The 16812-nt window shown below is 65.8% G+C and carries 9 protein-coding genes; 1 reads left to right on the plus strand and 8 read right to left on the minus strand.

Annotated features, from left to right (window positions below; all coding sequences use genetic code 11):
- Nucleotides 1–321: 321 nt before the first annotated feature.
- From glgB to ACWGQ2_RS08115, 3 genes are read right to left on the minus strand one after another with little or no spacing between them, the layout of a single operon-like run.
- Nucleotides 322–4122, minus strand: a complete 3801-nt coding sequence (glgB, locus tag ACWGQ2_RS08105) for a 1,4-alpha-glucan branching protein GlgB (RefSeq protein ID WP_452016093.1) — start codon at nucleotides 4120–4122, stop codon at nucleotides 322–324.
- Nucleotides 4119–5888 carry a maltose alpha-D-glucosyltransferase gene (treS, locus tag ACWGQ2_RS08110; protein ID WP_452016095.1) on the minus strand — a complete coding sequence of 590 codons (1770 nt, stop codon included), beginning with the start codon at nucleotides 5886–5888 and terminating at the stop codon, nucleotides 4119–4121. Before treS ends, glgB begins: the two co-directional genes overlap by 4 nt.
- On the minus strand, nucleotides 5882–7939 hold the full coding sequence (locus ACWGQ2_RS08115) for an alpha-1,4-glucan--maltose-1-phosphate maltosyltransferase (RefSeq protein ID WP_452016097.1): 2058 nt from the start codon (nucleotides 7937–7939) through the stop codon (nucleotides 5882–5884). Before ACWGQ2_RS08115 ends, treS begins: the two co-directional genes overlap by 7 nt.
- Nucleotides 7940–8130: 191 nt before the next feature.
- Here ACWGQ2_RS08115 and glgP point away from each other — a divergent pair, with 191 nt between their 5' ends.
- Nucleotides 8131–10755, plus strand: a complete 2625-nt coding sequence (gene glgP, locus ACWGQ2_RS08120; RefSeq protein ID WP_452016099.1) for an alpha-glucan family phosphorylase — start codon at nucleotides 8131–8133, stop codon at nucleotides 10753–10755.
- 60 nt (nucleotides 10756–10815) lie between these two features.
- Here the strand turns inward: glgP and glgX are convergent, their stop codons facing one another.
- The 5 genes from glgX to ispD all read right to left on the minus strand — a co-directional run bounded on the left by glgX (nucleotide 10816) and on the right by ispD (nucleotide 16789).
- A complete protein-coding gene (gene glgX, locus ACWGQ2_RS08125; RefSeq protein ID WP_452016101.1) occupies nucleotides 10816–12924 on the minus strand; it encodes a glycogen debranching protein GlgX in 2109 nt (702 codons plus the stop codon).
- A gap of 27 nt (nucleotides 12925–12951) precedes the next feature.
- Entirely contained in the window at nucleotides 12952–13938 is a 987-nt protein-coding gene (gene rlmB / locus ACWGQ2_RS08130; protein ID WP_452016103.1) for a 23S rRNA (guanosine(2251)-2'-O)-methyltransferase RlmB, read from the minus strand.
- A gap of 100 nt (nucleotides 13939–14038) precedes the next feature.
- Nucleotides 14039–15484: a cysteine--tRNA ligase gene (cysS, locus tag ACWGQ2_RS08135; RefSeq protein ID WP_452016105.1), complete on the minus strand. Its 1446-nt coding sequence runs from the start codon at nucleotides 15482–15484 to the stop codon at nucleotides 14039–14041.
- A 51-nt stretch (nucleotides 15485–15535) separates the two neighbouring features.
- Nucleotides 15536–16021 (minus strand): 2-C-methyl-D-erythritol 2,4-cyclodiphosphate synthase, encoded by a 486-nt coding sequence (gene ispF / locus ACWGQ2_RS08140; protein ID WP_452016107.1) that lies wholly within the window; start codon nucleotides 16019–16021, stop codon nucleotides 15536–15538.
- A 6-nt stretch (nucleotides 16022–16027) separates the two neighbouring features.
- Entirely contained in the window at nucleotides 16028–16789 is a 762-nt protein-coding gene (gene ispD, locus ACWGQ2_RS08145; protein WP_452016109.1) for a 2-C-methyl-D-erythritol 4-phosphate cytidylyltransferase, read from the minus strand.
- Nucleotides 16790–16812: the final 23 nt, after the last annotated feature.

Raw genomic sequence — 16812 nt, forward strand, 5'->3', positions numbered from 1 at the left:
GGGTGGGCAGGACAGCCAATTCAACCAATCAATAAATAATCGGTATCAATAAACTTGGCACACTATTGAGTTCTCAAACAACAGGCACATCCGGCACCGGGAGAGCTTCAATTCCGTGGAATCTTGTGCTCTCCGTCGCTCCGGAGCAACTTTTCTAGCTTAGTACCTCTTGGCAGTCCGTGTCAAACCGGCTGTTTTCGCGATACTCGCTGCGGATCTTGCGATCCCTGGCGCTTCCCGGTTCCCCGTTCTGCGCGGATATAAACTCTAGCACGGTTTTGGGGAGGCATCGACCACCTCCCCAAAACCGGCCATCCGGAGCTACTTCCGGGGTGTGAGGTACAGCAGGCCCAGCGGAGGCAGGCGCAGCGCCGCCGAGGCCGGCTGGCCTTCAAAGCCGCCCTCCTCCGCCGTCACGACCCCCATGTTTCCCACACCGGAGCCGCCGTACTCAGTGGCGTCAGTGTTCAGCCGTTCCACCCACTCCCCTGCCCACGGCAGTCCAACGCGGATGCCTTCGTGCGGCGCACCGGAGAAGTTGGCAATGCAGACCAGCGGATTGCCCTGGCTGTCCCAGCGGACAAAGGAGAGCACGTTGTGCGCGCCGTCGTTCTCATTGATCCACTGGAAACCGGAGGGATCGTTGTCCCGGGCGTAGAGCGCCGGGGTTTCCCGGTAGATGTCATTGAGTTCCCGGACCAGCAGCTGCACACCTCGGTGCTGGGGTGTTTCGGCGAGGTACCAGTCCAGCCCGTACTGCTCGGACCATTCGGCTTCCTGCCCAAACTCGGTGCCCATAAAGATCAGCTGCTTCCCCGGATGCGCCCACTGGAAGGCCAGGTAGGCGCGGACATTGGCCAGCTGCTGCCACCGGTCCCCCGGCATCTTGCGCAGCAGCGATCCCTTGCCGTGCACCACTTCGTCATGGGAGATGGGCAGCAGGAAGTTCTCGGTGAACGCGTACACCAAGGAGAACGTGAGCTTGGAGTGGTGGTACATCCGGTTGATCGGGTCCTCGGACATGTACTCGAGGGTGTCGTTCATCCACCCCATGTTCCATTTCAGTCCGAAGCCCAGGCCGCCCGTGTTGGTCGGGGCGGTAACTCCGGGGAACGCCGTGGACTCCTCGGCGATCATGACGATGCCGGGTACCCTCCGGTACGCGGTGGCGTTGACTTCCTGCAGGAAGGAGATCGCTTCCAGGTTCTCCCGGCCGCCGAACTGGTTCGGCCGCCACTGGTCCGCCGGGCGGGAGTAGTCCAGATAGAGCATGGAGGCAACGGCGTCGACCCGCAGGCCGTCAATGTGGAACTCCTCCAGCCAGTAGATGGCGTTCGCCACCAGGAAGTTGCGGACCTCGCGCCGGCCGTAGTCGAAGATCAGCGTTCCCCAGTCGGGCTGTTCGCCGCGCATGGGATCGCCGTGTTCGTAGAGCGGCTGCCCGTCGAAGTTGGCCAGGGCCCATGAATCCTTGGGGAAGTGTCCGGGAACCCAGTCGAGGATGACGCCGATGCCGGCCTGGTGCAGGGTATCCACCAGGTACCGGAAGTCATCCGGATGCCCAAACCGTGCCGTCGGGGCGAAGTAGCTGGTGATCTGGTAACCCCAGGAACCGCCGAACGGGTGCTCGGCCACCGGCATGAACTCCACATGGGTAAAGCCCTGCCAGGTGACGTACTCAGCGAGCTGCTTGGCCAGTTCACGGTAATCCAGGCCGAGGCGCCAGGAACCGAGGTGGACCTCGTAAACGCTCATCGGTGAGTTGTGCGGGTCGCGCTCAGCGCGCGCTGCCATCCAGTCCTGGTCCTCGAACCGGTAGGTGGATTCGACGACGCGTGAGCCCGTGAGCGGCGGCGCTTCGGTCCCCTTGGCCAGCGGGTCGGCCTTCTCCCGCCAGACCCCGTCCTGGCCGAGGATTTCGAACTTGTACCGGGATCCGGGCTCAACATCGGGGATGAAAATTTCCCACACGCCCGTACTGCCCAGCGAGCGCATCGCATGGATGCGTCCGTCCCAGGCATTGAAGTCGCCCTCTACCCGCACGGCCTGGGCGTTCGGTGCCCACACCGCGAAGCTGACGCCGTCCACCTCACCCAGCACGGAGTTGTAGTGGTGCGGGTTGGCCCCGAGCACGGTCCAGAGCTTTTCGTGCCGGCCTTCACCAATCAGGTGCAGGTCCATTTCGCCCAGGCTGGGGAGGAAACGGTAGGGATCATCCACGGTTGCCGGGGCAACGCCGTCGTACGTGACTTCCAGCCGGTAGTCGGGCACCTGACCGGGAATCTGGGCGGGCAGGGTGCCCACCCAGATTCCGTTGTGCTCATGGTGGAGCGCTACCCGGCCCTCGGGAGTGATGGCGGTGACTTCACGGGCCAGGGGACGGAGCGTGCGGATGGTGACGGTTCCGTGGTCATCCAGGTGCGCGCCGAGCACGGCGTGCGGCTGGTAGTAACTGCCGTAGGACACAGCGTCCAGAACGTCCTGCGCCACGGGCAGCGGAGTGCCCGTTCCGGCAGCGGAAGCAGCGGCCGGCGCGTCAGCCGCCGGAGCAGCTGTGGCTGTGCCCGACGCCGGCACGGCGGCGCTCTCTGCCGGCTTGCCGGAGGCGGAGCTGCCGGACTGCACGGGATCAGAATCTGGGGTTGTGTTCACGGGGCTCGTTTCCTGTCCGTTCGGCGGGTTTTGCTGCAGCCGGAGTTCTTCGAGAACCTGCCGGGCTGCCGTTGCGGGCACTTCAATCCATGCCGGGCGGTTGCGGATCTCGTAAACAACCTCGTACAGGGCCTTGTCCAGCCACAGCGCGATGTACAGCGGGTCCGCCCGGTTGATCTGGGTGCCGGTTTCCTTCTCATAGCCGCGCAGGAACGCGTCAGCAGCGGCCTGCGCCCAGACGGCGGCCTGGACCCTGCGTGCGGCATTCTCATCCAGGTCCTCCGGTCCCGTCCCGGAAGAACCGATGACGGCTACCGCAGCCGCGTAGTCGATGGAACGGAGCATCCCGACGACGTCGCGGAGGGCGACGTCGGGAACACTCCGTTCGGCTGCGGGCCGGAGCGGCTCACCTTCAAAGTCCAGCACCGTCCAGCCCCGGGCATTCGAATGGAGCACCTGGCCGAGGTGGTAGTCGGCGTGGATCCGCTGCAGGCTGGGCAGGGACGGCAGGTGCTCGACGGTTTCCAGGAGCCGTTCGAAGGTTTCGTCATAGGGGCCCACATAGCTGCGGGCTTCATCCCATTCCCATTTCAGCCGGCGCACCAGGGAGGCCAGGAACTCCTGCCGCTCGGCCGGCGTGGGCTGGTGTGCGCCAAAAGCCGCTTCCAGCTGGGAATGGATCCGCCCCGTCACCGCTCCGAGTTCCTCCGCTTCAGCAGAGAAGTCACGGCCGGCGACTGCGGCGGACGAGGCAGTGCGCCACGCGTCCTCGCTGTCCGGAATGAACTCGCGCAGCACGCTCACGTCACCGGTTACCCAGCTGTCTGAAGCGGCGTCGTCGTAAACGTCCTCCCAGCTGCCGGTCACCCAGCCCAGCGTCGCCGGCACATCCTGGGACCCGCCCTCCGTGAGCTTGGCGCTGACCAACACGTCGGGGCTCTCTCCGGCGGCCAGCACACGGTAGAACTTCACGATCACCGGCGCCTTTTCAGTCAGGGCGATGACGGAGGTGTTGGACTGTTCGCCCCTGAGTACCCGGATGGCCAGCGTCTCGGTAAACGCGTCCCAATCGCCGAACCCGTCCAGCGCATACCCATGGGTGCGGCCGTCCAGCGAGCTGGACTGGGAGCGCATGGATTCAAGCCAGGCCGTGACAAAAACCGGGTCGGCCGTCGCGTCGTACAGCCACTGCCTGCCCTTGTCCGGGTGTTCCACGATGCCCAGGAGTGAGGAGCCCAGCTCTTCCACCGGGTCGGCGCGGGTGCTGACCGGAACGCTGATGACGTCCACGCGCCGCCCGGATTCAACCGAGACGAAGTGCACGTGCATCTCAACGTCCCCCAGCGGGTCTGCCAGCTCGATTCCCCCGACGCGGCGCAGGACCACATCCTTCCCCTTGGCCGGAAACCATCGCTGCCGGGGCAGCCAGGCAGTGAGGAGTTCGGGCAGGGTCGGGATGGTGTCTGTCATTTCGACGTGGCCTCCGGTGCGAGTATCAGCGGGATTGCTTCGGTTTGGGGCGAGCTGGTGTTGGATCTCGGCGAGCGCAGCCGCAGCCAGTAGAAGTCGTGGCTGCCCAGGGTCAGGGTCAGCGATCCGTCCTGCCCGAAAGTCGGGAACGGCGTTCCCCCGAAGGCATCGCGCAGGCCGCGCTCTGCGAACTCCGGCAGCTTGACGGTCGCTGAGACCGGGTGCTGGGAGAGGTTGAAGATGCAGAACATCGTCTCCCCGACTTCGCCTTCCGGGTTGTCCTCCGGCAGTTCGCGGAGGAACGCCAGGACTGCCTCGCTGTCCGTGGGGACGTTGCGGTAGGAACCCAGACCGAAGGCCGGATGGGTGCGCCGGACCATGATCATCTGCCGCAGCCAGTGCAGCAGCGAGCTGGAGCTGGCCAGCTGGGCTTCTACATTCACGTGGTTGTAGTGGTACACCAGCGACTGCACCACGGGCAGATACACCTTGCCCGGGTCCGCGGTGGAGAACCCGGCATTGCGGTCCGGGTTCCACTGCATGGGAGTACGGGAGGAATCGCGGTCTTCCAGCCAGATGTTGTCCCCCATACCGATCTCATCCCCGTAGTACAGGAATGGACTGCCGGGCAGGGAGAGCAGCATCGCATGGATGAGCTCAATCTCGGCGCGGGAGTTGTCCAGCAGCGGTGCCAGCCGGCGTCGGATGCCAATGTTGGCGCGCATCCGCGAATCTGGGGCATACCAGCCGAGCATGGCCTGGCGTTCCTCGTTGGTGACCATTTCCAGCGTCAGCTCATCGTGGTTCCGCAGGAACGTCCCCCACTGTCCGCCCTGCGGAATGTCCGGGGTTTCCTCCATGGTCTGGATGATCGGTGCGGCCTTCTGGTCACGCAGGGCGTAGAAGAGCCGCGGCATGATCGGGAAGTGGAAGCACATGTGGCATTCGGGCCCGGTTTCGTCGCCGAAGTATTCCACTACTTCGTGGGGCATCTGGTTCGCTTCCGCCACGATCACCCGGCCGGGGTAGTTTTCATCCACCATGGTCCGCAGGTCCTTCAGGAACCGGTGAGTGGCGGGGAGGTTCTCGCAGTTAGTCCCGTCTTCTTCGAAGAGGTACGGGATGGCGTCGGCCCGGAATCCGTCAATGCCCTGGTCCAGCCAGAACCGGACGACGTCGAACACTGCTTCGACAACTTTGGGGTTCTCAAAGTTCAGGTCCGGCTGGTGGCTGAAGAACCGGTGCCAGTAGAACTGCCGGCGCACCGGGTCGAAGGCCCAGTTGGACTCCTCCGTGTCCACGAAGATGATCCGGGCATCTTCGTACTTCTGGTCGGTGTCGGACCAGACATAGAAGTCGCCGTAGGGGCCGTCCGGGTCGTTGCGGGACTCTTCGAACCAGGGGTGCTTGTCCGAGGTGTGGTTCAATGGCAGGTCGATGATCACCCGGAGGCCGCGGGCGTGGGCCTCGGCGACCAGCCGCTTGAAGTCGCTGATGGTTCCGAACTCGCTCAGCACATCGTAGTAGTCGGAGATGTCGTATCCGCCGTCGCGCAGCGGCGACTTGAAGAACGGCGGCAGCCAGAGGCAGTCCACCCCCAGCCACTGCAGGTAGTCCAGCTGGGAGATCAGGCCGGTGAAGTCGCCGTTGCCGTCTCCGTTGGAGTCGCGGAATCCGCGGACCAGCACTTCGTAGAAGACGGCTTTGCGGTACCAGTTCGGGTCGTTGGTCAGCCCGGGTGCGTGCAGCTGGAAAGGATTTACCATGCCGATCCCCTCCGCACAGCGAGCACGTGTGCCGGTTCGTAGTGCGCGTCCAAGCGCACGTAGTTGTACTGGCCCCAGCGGTAGCTGGCACCGCTGATCAGGTCGTCAACCCAGAAGGTGCCGTCCTCATTGAAGTCCTGCGGATCCAGATGCAGGGCATCCAGGTCCAGGGTTACGGTGCATTCGCGTGCACTGTGCGGGTCAGTATTCACCACGATGATGAGCGTGTCCTTACTGCTTGGATCGGAAAAATCGACGTGCTTGTACTTGGAATAGACCACGGTGGCCTCGTCGGTGCTCGAGTGCACGGTGAGGTTCTGCAGGTCGCCCAGGGCCGGGTGGTCACGCCGGATCTGGTTCAGCCGCGTGATGTACGGTGCCAGGCTCCGGTTCTCGGCTTCGGCAGCCGCGAAGTCACGCTGCTTGTACTCGAACTTCTCGTTGTCGATGTACTCCTCGGCACCGGGCCGGGCTACGTGTTCGTAGAGTTCAAATCCGGCATACATGCCCCACAGCGGGCTGGCGGTTGAGGCCAGCACTGCGCGGATCTTGAACGCGGGCGGGCCGCCGTACTGGAGGAATTCGGTGAGGATGTCCGGGGTGTTCACAAAGAAGTTGGGCCGGAAGAATGCCGCGGTCTCATGTGAGACCTCGGTGAAGTACTCCTCAATCTCCCGGCGGGTGTTCCGCCAGGTGAAGTATGTGTAGGACTGCTGGAATCCGGCCATGCCCAGGGCATGCATCATGGGCGGGCGGGTAAAGGCCTCGGCCAGGAACACCACGTCCGGGTGCTGCCTGTTGACAGTGCCGATCAGCCATTCCCAGAACCGCAGCGGCTTGGTGTGCGGGTTGTCCACGCGGAAGATCTTGACGCCGTGGCTGATCCACATGAGCACGATCCGCAGGATCTCCTGGGACAGGCCCTCGTAGTCGTTGTCAAAGTTCAGCGGATAGATGTCCTGGTACTTCTTCGGCGGGTTCTCCGCGTAGGCAATGCTGCCGTCCACCCGGGTGGTGAACCATTCCGGGTGTTCGGTGACCCAGGGATGGTCCGGCGAAGCCTGGAGTGCAAGGTCGATGGCAACCTCCAGCCCCAGTCCGGCAGCGGCCTCGACAAAGAAGTCAAAGTCCTCGAAGGTGCCCAGGTCAGGATGGATCGCGTCATGTCCGCCCTCGGGGGCGCCGATTGCCCAAGGCGATCCGGGATCCTGCGGGCCGGCGACCAGGGTGTTGTTCGGTCCCTTGCGGAAGTTGGTGCCAATGGGATGGATCGGCGGGAGGTAAATGACGTCAAAGTTCATCCGGGCCACCCGGTCCAGGCTGCGGGCCGCGGTGCGGAAGTTGCCGGAGGTCCAGGACGCGGTGGCCGGGTCGAAGGACGCACCTTCGGAGCGGGGGAAGAATTCGTACCAGGCGCCGCGTCCGGCCCGGTCCCGCTCCACGTTGATGGGGAACCGCTGCGAGGAGGTGACCAGGTCGCGGATCGGTTCGCGTTCCAGCACCTGGGTGAGTTCGGGCCGGCCGGCCGCGGCGAGCCGCATGCCGGGGTCCAGGGCCGTGTCCTCCAGCACCCTGACCGTTTCGCGCAGCACTTCGGCGTCTGCCTCATCCCGGCCTTCCGCGGCCGCCGTGAACAGTGCCGCGCCTTCAGCCAGCATCAGCTCGACGTCGATGCCCGCAGCGATCTTCACCTCGGCGTTGTGGTGCCAGGTGCCATACAGGTCTGCCCAGCCCTCCACCGTGAAGGTGTAGTCACCAGTGGTTTCAGGGCGGAGATGGCCTTCCCAGCGGTCCAGCCCCTGCCCCACCGGGTGCATCCGCCGGCGGGAAACTTCCCGTCCCTGCGGGTCATAGAGCACGGCTGTGACCCCCACGAGATCATGGCCCTCGCGGAAGACCGTGGCCCCGATAACGAGGTCTTCTCCCGGGACCGCTTTGGCGGCAAACCGGCCGCACTGGATCACCGGAGACACGTTAAGGATTGGAATCCGGCCAAACCGGAGTTCCGTGGCGGGCTGGACATTAGATGGCAACGCGCTGGATGTGGTCACAGACTAGACGTTAGCGACAATCAGGGCAGATTGCTAAGGGCACGTACTTTTTGCCGCATCGCTACAGGTCAGGGGCACCATGCCTAGAATCCCCGCAGGTCCGGGCGGGGTAGGGGGAAATGCGGTTAAATCCACGTTGCTTTTAGGTGACATAGGACACTGCCGGAGGGAACTGCGCTAGCCTAACGGGGGTGAAGGCAATCCGAAGGTTTACCGTCCGAACCGTCCTCCCCGACAGCATCGCGCCGCTCGCGAGACTGGCAGGCAACCTGCGCTGGAGCTGGCATCAGCCCACCAGGGAACTGTTCAATGACCTGGATCCGCAGATCTGGGCAGAGAGCGGACACGACCCCGTCAGGGCCCTTGGAATGGTCAGCCGCCAGACCCTGGAGCGGATCACCGGGGACTCCGGGCTGGTCGAGCGCATCCGGTCCCTCGATGAGAACCTTGAGCGCTACCTCACCGAGGACCGCTGGTACCAGTCCCTCGGCGAGGACGCCCCGCGTTCAATCGCCTACTTCTCTCCCGAGTACGGCATCTCCGCCGTGCTGCCGCAGTACTCCGGCGGCCTGGGTATCCTGGCCGGCGACCACCTGAAGTCTGCGTCGGATCTCGGCGTTCCGCTGATCGGCGTCGGCCTGCTGTACCAGGCGGGCTACTTCAAGCAGTCCCTTTCCCGCGACGGCTGGCAGCAGGAAACCTATCCAGTCCTTGATCCCAATGGCCTGCCGCTGACCCTCCTGCGCGAAGAGGACGGCACCCCCGCCCGGATCAGCCTGCCGCTGCCCAACGGACGGCACCTGATGGCGCAGATCTGGCGTGCCGACGTCGGGCGCGTCCCGCTGCTGCTGCTGGATGCGGACGTGCGCGGGAACGACGACGCCGCCCGCGGCATCACGGACCGGCTTTACGGCGGCGGCGGAGACCACCGGCTGCAGCAGGAACTGCTGCTGGGCATGGGCGGAGTGAAGGCGCTGCGGGTCTTCGAACGGCTCACCGGCGCACCGGCCCCGGAAGTCTTCCACACGAACGAAGGCCATGCCGGTTTCCTGGGCGTGGAACGCATCCGGGAGCTTATGGACACCGGAATGCACTGGGAAGAAGCGCTGACCGCCGCCCGGGCCTCCACCATTTTCACCACGCACACGCCGGTTCCGGCCGGCATCGACCGCTTCGATGTGGGCGAAGTGCGGCATTTCCTCAACGCCGGCCTGGCCCAGTCCGTGCCCACGAACAAGGTGCTGGCCCTGGGTGCGGAAGACTACGAGGGCGGGGATCCGAACGTCTTTAACATGGCCGTGATGGGACTGCGCCTGGCGCAGCGGGCCAACGGTGTGGCCAAGCTGCACGGGCAGGTTTCCCGGGCCATGTTCTCCGGGCTCTGGCCCGGATTCGACGTCTCGGAAATCCCGATCACCTCCGTGACCAACGGCGTGCACGTGCCCACCTGGGTGGATCCGGAGCTGACCCGCCTGGCGCAGGAAGAATTCGGCGTCGGCACCGTGCATGACCGCGACTGGACCCGCGCCTACGAAGTCAGCGATGAGCGTTTGTGGGACCTGCGGCGACGGCTGCGCAGCAACCTGATCGATGACGTCCGGCGCCGGGTCCGGGCGGCCTGGCGGAAGCGCGGCACGCCGGACGCGTCGCTCGGCTGGACGGACGACGTGCTGGACCCGGACATCCTGACCATCGGCTTCGCCCGCCGGGTGCCCACCTACAAGCGCCTGACCCTGATGCTGCGGGATCCGGCGCGGCTGAAGGCACTGCTGCTGCATCCGGACCACCCCGTGCAGCTGGTGGTGGCCGGCAAGTCCCATCCGGCTGATGAGCAGGGCAAACGGATGATCCAGGATCTGGTGCAGTTCACCGATGACCCCGAGGTACGGCACCGGATCGTGTTCCTGCCGAACTATGACATCGCCATGGCACGGACCCTGTTCCCCGGCTGCGACGTCTGGCTGAACAACCCGATCCGTCCGCTGGAGGCGTCCGGCACGTCAGGCATGAAGTCCGCCATCAACGGCGGGCTCAACCTGTCAGTGATGGACGGCTGGTGGGATGAGATGTACGACGGCGAGAACGGCTGGGCGATCCCCTCGGCGAACCCGCGGGAAGGCATCCACACACGGGAGCTGTACACCGCCGACCAGCGCGACGACATTGAAGCAGCTGCGCTGTACGACCTGCTGGAGAACACCGTTGCACCGATGTTCTACGGCCAGGAGCCCTCGGCGGATGCCGGCTCTGCCGGGCCGTCGGAGGCTCCGGAGGGCGCCCTGCCCCACGAGTGGCTGGAAATGGTCAAGCACACGCTGGCTGAGCTGGGACCGAAGGTTTCCGCGAACCGGATGCTCCGCGATTATGTGAACAACCTCTACCGTCCGGCCTGCCAGTCCGGCCGGGCTGCTGCGGCAAACCAGTACCAGGCGGCCCGGGAGCTGGCTGCGTGGACCCTGCGGGTCCGTGATGCCTGGGGCGGCGTGTCAGTTGAACATGTTGATTCCATTGGTATCTCCGACGCACCGCAGATCGGCGACCACCTCACTGTCCAGGCATACGTCAGCCTGGGCTCGCTCAAGCCGGAGGATGTTGTGGTGGAGGCCGCTTACGGCCAGGTGTCTGAGGCGGACAACCTCAGCGACCACCAGCTCCTGGAACTCAGTGTGGCGGAGGACCTTGGGTCCGGCCGCTACCTCTACTCCGGGGACATGCAGATTGAGCTGGCCGGCCCCTTTGGCTACACGGTGCGTGTGCTCCCGGATCATCCGGGCCTGGCGTCCAAGGCCGAGCTGGGCCTGGTGGCCAACGCCTAAACGCTGCAGCCCGGTGCGCCGGGAATCCGGTGCACCGGGATCCCGGCGCGGCAGAGGGACTCAGAGGCGGTAGACGCTCAACGAGTTCCCGGCCACCCGGTCCTTTTCCCCGCAGGCAAGCCGCGCACCATTGCGGCGGCCCTCGGGGTCGGCGGTGGCGAAGAGCAGCTCATACAGGTGGCCCTCATTGGCGGTCACTCCGGCCTCGTCCAGGGTCCGGCGTGCCGGAAGCACAACTTCCTCGGCTTCCGGTCCGCCGTTGATAACCACCAGTCCGGCGCGCTCTCCCTGCCCCGAGCCGATCAGCAGCTGGAGGACACGGCAGCCCGGATCATGCCAGGCGGCGTCAGTCATCGGCTCACCGGAGGCGTCGAACCAGAGCAGGAAAGCGTCCCGCGGATCAGCCGGGAATGCGTACGGCTGGCGTGCCAGGAATTCCCGGCGCAGGCGCAGCAGTGCTGCAGTGGCGTCGAACATCCGCTTCGCGTCGCCGTCGTTTTCCCAGGAGAGCCACGCAATCTCATTGTCCTGGCAGTAGGCGTTGTTGTTTCCGCGCTGGGTGCGTCCGGTTTCGTCGCCGGCAGTGATCATCGGAACGCCGACGGAGAGCAGCAGCGTGGCCATCAGGTTCCGGGCGGTCTGCTGCCGGTGCGCACGCACCTGCGGATCCACTGTTTCACCTTCGACGCCGTGGTTCCAGCTGCGGTTGTGGCTTGAGCCGTCGCGGTTCTCTTCCCCGTTCGCATGGTTGTGCTTGTGGTTATAGGCGGTGAGATCCGCCAGGGTGAATCCGTCATGGGCGGTCACGAGGTTCACCGAGGACAGCGGGGTGCGGTCCGAGCGGGCGAACAGCTCCGCCGATCCGGCGAGGGCAGTGCCGAGCCGGGCCAGTGAACCGGCCGGCTCCCCCGCGGCGAGGGCAGCCTGGTCCACCAGCCAGAAGTCGCGGGCTGTGTCACGGAAGTGGTCGTTCCAGTCAGCCCAGCCGGGCGGAAAGTTCCCGGTCTGCCAGCCGTCCGGGCCTAGGTCCCATGGCTCGGCTATCAGTTTGATCCCGTGCATCAGCGGATCCGTGGCCAGTGCCACCAGCAGCGGATGCCTGCGGTCGTAGCGGTTCTGCGCGTCCCTCGCCAGGGTGGGGGCCAAATCGAAGCGGAATCCGTCCACGTGGTATTCGCGGACCCAGTAGCGCAGCGAGTCCAGTGCCAGCTGGATGACGCGCGGTTCACTGAAGTCCAGGCTGTTGCCGCAGCCGGTGGTGTCGATGTACCGGCCTTCTGCGTCGTGCCGGTAATAGGTCTGCTCACCCAGACCGCGCCAGGACAGCGCAGGCTCGTCCTGGCTGCCTTCGGCAGTGTGGTTGTAGACGACGTCGAGGATTACCTCGATCCCCGCAGCGTGCAGGTCCTTCACCATGGTCTTGATCTCGTCCTGCACAGCCTGCGGACCGGCGGCCTGAGCCGTGGGCGTGGCGTAGTCCAGATGCGGGGCAAAATAGCCCAGGGTGTTGTAGCCCCAGTAATTGCCCAGTCCGAGTTCCCGGAGGTGGCGTTCGTCAATGTGGAAATGGACCGGCAGCAGTTCCAGCGCGGTGATGCCCAGTTCCTGCAGGTACCGGATCGTTTCGGGGTGGCCCATGCCGGCGTAGGTGCCGCGCAGGTCCGGCGGCAGCGCCGGGTTCAGCTTGGTCAGGCCGCGGACGTGGGCCTCATAAATGACGGAATCCCGCCACCGGGTGTGCGGCGGCTCGTCGCCGTCCCAGTCAAAGTCCGGTGAGGTGGCGATGGAGAAGTACAGTGGTTTCTCCCCCGCCCGCTCGACTGTGTCGATGCCCCGCCCGTAGGGGTCAAGGAGGAGCTGGAAGGATCCCGGTTCGGCAGGCAGCGGGTTTCCATGGCCCCAGAACCCATAGCGGATTCCGGGGCGCAGGCCCTCTACCCGGCCGTGGTGCACTCCGGCCGAGCGCCGCTCGAGCAGGGTGGAGGTCCACTGCCCCGGCTGCGCTTCAAACCAGACGTCCACGGCGCGGAGCCCGGGCGCGTAGACGGACACGTTGACGGCGCCCGGAACATCCGGGACGCCCGCCACGCTGTCGTGGACTCCCAGCGGAAAAGCCCGGGAGACGCGTTCAGACGGAGTCTGCCTACCTCCGGTTACGACATGTGCCATGCTGCCTCTTCCGGCGCCCCGTTAGGTTCAGGCGGAGCGCTGACGTGAAACTTCGTACAGGGTGATCCCGACTGCCATGGAGGCGTTCAGGGATTCCATGGCGGAGTCGATCGGGATGGAAACAATCTGGTCGCAGTTTTCGCCGACCAGCCGGGACAGGCCCTTGCCCTCGGAACCGACCACAATGCAGACCGGTTCCTTGGCCAGTGCCAGGTCCGGAAGCGAAACATCGCCGTCGCCGTCCAGGCCCAGGACAAAGATGCCCATCTTTTTGAAGGTCTTCAGCGTGTTGTTCAGGTTGCCGGCGCGTGCCACGGGCACCCGGACGGCTGCGCCGGCGCTGGTCTTCCAGGCCGAGGCGGTAACGCCCACGGAGCGGCGCTCCGGAACAATCACGCCATGCGCGCTGAAGGCCGACGCCGAGCGGATGATGGCACCGAGGTTACGCGGGTCGGTGATTCCGTCGAGGGCGACGAAGAGCGGCGCGTTGGCGATGTGGCCCTTCTTCCAGGCCTGGATGGTCTCTTCGGCCAGGTCGATCGGATCTGCGTATTCGTATGGCGGGATCTGCAGCACCAGGCCCTGGTGGACAGCCTCGTTGGTCATCCGGTCCAGCTCAGGCTTGTGCGTTTCCATGACGGGCAGGCCGCGCTCGGCCGCCATCTTCAGGGATTCACGGACGCGGTCGTCCATGTCGATCCGCACGGCAACGTGCAGGGCCTTCGCCGGGATGCCGGCGCGCAGGGCCTCGACCACCGAGTTGCGGCCGGTGACCACTTCTTCGGCCACCTTGCCGCGGGCAGGGGCATTGCGCCCGCCGGCGCGCTGTCCGCCGTGCTTGGCGGCGGAGCGCTCGGCCAGCTGCTTGCTCTTGTAAGCCTTGTGGTAGGGCCGGTCTTCAGCCTTGGGCGTGGGTCCCTTGCCTTCAAGGGCTTTGCGCCCGAGGCCGCCGGTGCCCTGGCTGGGGCCCTTTTTGGCTTTGCGAATAGCGCCGGGTCGTCCGTGGTTGGCCATGGGTAATACACCTTAAGTAGAAGAAAGCACTACTTCTAGTCTACGCAGGCCTGCCAAACCCGTGTGCCGGAGCCCGGATGTGTTAGCCCAGAGCTGACGCCTACCCCTGTTCCAGGGACCAGACAGCGCCGTCAGCCGTGTCCTCCACAACAATCCCGGCAGCGGCCAGGGCGTCCCGGATGGCATCTGCGCGGGCCCAGTCCTTGGCGGCCCGAGCTTGGCCGCGCTCGAGCAGCCGGTCCTGGATCAGGCTGTCCAGCGCGGCGTGTTCCGGACCGGCCGAGGTGCCCGCGTCCTGGACGGCATCCAGTCCCAGCACAGCGGTCATGGCACGGACCTGGAACAGTGCGGTGCGCACTGCATCGATGTCCGACGCCGCCAGCGCAGTATTGCCGGCCCGCACCGTTTCGTGCAGCACAGCCAGTGCCTGCGGAACGTTGAGGTCGTCATCCATGGCTGCGCCGAATGCTGCGGGAAGATCCTGCGGTCCGGCGGCAGCGCCGTCGTCCCCCGTCTTCGCGGCTGCCTTGGCGATGAAGCCGTCGATCCGTTCCACGGCGGCAGCGGCTTCCTGCAGCGAGGTGGGCCGGTAATCCAGGACGGAGCGGTAGTGGGCCTGCCCCAGGTAGTACCGCACCACACGCGGAGAGGCTTCGGCGAGCATCTGCGCCGGGCTGATGGTGTTGCCGATGGACTTGGACATCTTCTCGCCTTCGAAGGTGACCATGCCGTTGTGCATCCAGAAATTGGCGAACCCGTCTCCGGCAGCCCGGGACTGCGCCATCTCGTTTTCATGGTGCGGGAAGCGCAGATCCAGTCCGCCGCCGTGAATGTCGAAGCGCGGGCCGAGGTACTTGGTGACCATGGCCGAGCATTCCAGGTGCCAGCCGGGGCGGCCGCGGCCCCAGGGGCTGTCCCAGGCGGCGGTGTCCGGGTCGGTGTCCTTGTGGCCCTTCCACAGCGCGAAGTCCCGCGGATCGCGCTTGCCGCGCGGGTCGGCGTCGGGCGCCGCCTGCATGTCATCAATGTTCTGCCGGGTCAGGGAGCCGTATTCCGGCCAGGAACGGACATCGAAGTACACGTCCCCGGAGTCGTCCAGCGCCGGGTAGGCGTGCCCGGCGTCGATCAGGCGCTGGATCAGGGCGTGCATTTCGGGGATGTGGCCGGTGGCGCGCGGTTCGTACGTGGGGCGCTGCACACCCAGGGTGTCGTAGGCGCGGGAGAATTCCTGCTCGAAGCGGTAGGCCAGTGCCCACCACTGCTCATCGGGGACAACTCCGTCGCTGGGTTCCGCGCCTACGGACGCGGCAGCCTTGGCCAGGATCTTGTCATCAATGTCCGTGACGTTGCGGACCGTGGTGACCCGGAAGCCGCGGGCCTGGAGCCAGCGGGTGAGCTGGTCGAAAGCTATTGCGGAGCGGATGTGCCCCACGTGCGGCAGTCCCTGAACGGTGGCACCGCAGTAGTACAGGCTGACCTGCCCCGGAACCAGGGGCTCAAAGTCCCGGACCTGCGCGCTTGCTGTGTCATAGAATCTCAGGCTCACTGCTCTAGGCTACCGCGTGGCGCTCACGGCACCTGCAGGCAGGTTACGCTGCTAGCCGGCGACGACGACGGCGGTGGCCACGGCAGCGATTCCCTCGCCGCGGCCGGTGAAGCCCAGCCCGTCCGTGGTGGTGGCCGAGACGTTCACGGGTGCACCGGCTGCCTCGGTCAGGACGGCTTCCGCTTCGGCCCGCCGGGGACTGAACTTGGGCCGGTTGCCGATCAGCTGCACCGACACGTTCCCGATCCGGAAGCCGGCTTCCCGGACCAGCCTCGCGGCCTCCGCGAGGAGAACAGTTCCTGCCGCGCCGGCGTACTCGGGACGGTCGGTTCCGAAATGGGTGCCCAGGTCTCCGATGCCGGCGGCCGAGAACAGGGCGTCAGCCGCAGCGTGAGCTACAACGTCTCCGTCGGAATGCCCGGCGAGTCCGCGTTCGCCTTCCCAGAGCAGGCCGGCGACCCAGAGCGGACGCGGGGCGTCCAGCGGCGCAAAGGCATGGACGTCTGTGCCGATTCCGGTGCGGGGCAGTGCTTCCACGGTTTCCTAGTCCTCCTGCATGCTGGTGCCGCCGGACAGGACTGCTTCAGCGAGCAGGAGGTCCAGCGGGGTGGTGATCTTCAGGGACATGGCGGAGCCCTCCACCACATGGACGGGAATACCGAGGCTCTCCACCAGCATGGCGTCATCGGTGACGGCTGCTGCCTGCTGCTCGTCGAATTCCGCGGCGGCGGTGTGGGCGCGGCGGAGCACCCCGGCTTCGAAACCCTGGGGTGTCTGCACGGCGCGGAGCGTGGACCGGTCCGGTGTGCCCGTAACCTGTGCGGGGGCCGGGGACTGCGGGCCGTTGGCCGGTTCGACGGATTTCACCGTGTCCACCACCGGAACTGCCGGAATCACGGCCTGCGCTCCGGCGGCCAGTGCGGCCGTGACGCGGTGGAAAACCTGCGCAGGTGCCAGTGCCCGTGCTGCGTCGTGCACCAGTACTGCATCCAGGTCTTCGGGGAGGGCGTTCAGTGCGGCACGGACTGAGTCCGCCCGGGTGGCACCGCCGTCGACCACTTCAATGGGGCAGCTGAGCGGAGTCGCCGCGCAGAGGGCCCGCAGGGCAGTGTCCGCTGCGGGAACCGCTACTGCTATGGCTGAGGCTACACCGCAGGCATCCACTCCGCGCAGGGCGTGGGCGAGGAGCATTTCGCCTGCGAGGGGCACCTGGGCTTTGGGCATTCCGTAACCAAGACGCTGGCCGGACCCGCCGGCTACCAGGATGACGCCCACGCGGTACGGGCCGGGAATGGATTCAGACACGACTCAAGCCTAGTGCCACGGCG

Source organism: Arthrobacter sp. NPDC055585 (assembly GCF_053619115.1).

Excerpts from the sequence above, each read along its gene's own strand:
- glgB (WP_452016093.1), bottom strand. The coding sequence starts at position 4,122 with ATGACAGACACCATCCCGACCCTGCCCGAACTCCTCACTGCCTGGCTG.
- treS (WP_452016095.1), bottom strand. The coding sequence starts at position 5,888 with ATGGTAAATCCTTTCCAGCTGCACGCACCCGGGCTGACCAACGACCCG.
- glgX (WP_452016101.1), bottom strand. The coding sequence starts at position 12,924 with ATGGCACATGTCGTAACCGGAGGTAGGCAGACTCCGTCTGAACGCGTC.
- rlmB (WP_452016103.1), bottom strand. The coding sequence starts at position 13,938 with ATGGCCAACCACGGACGACCCGGCGCTATTCGCAAAGCCAAAAAGGGC.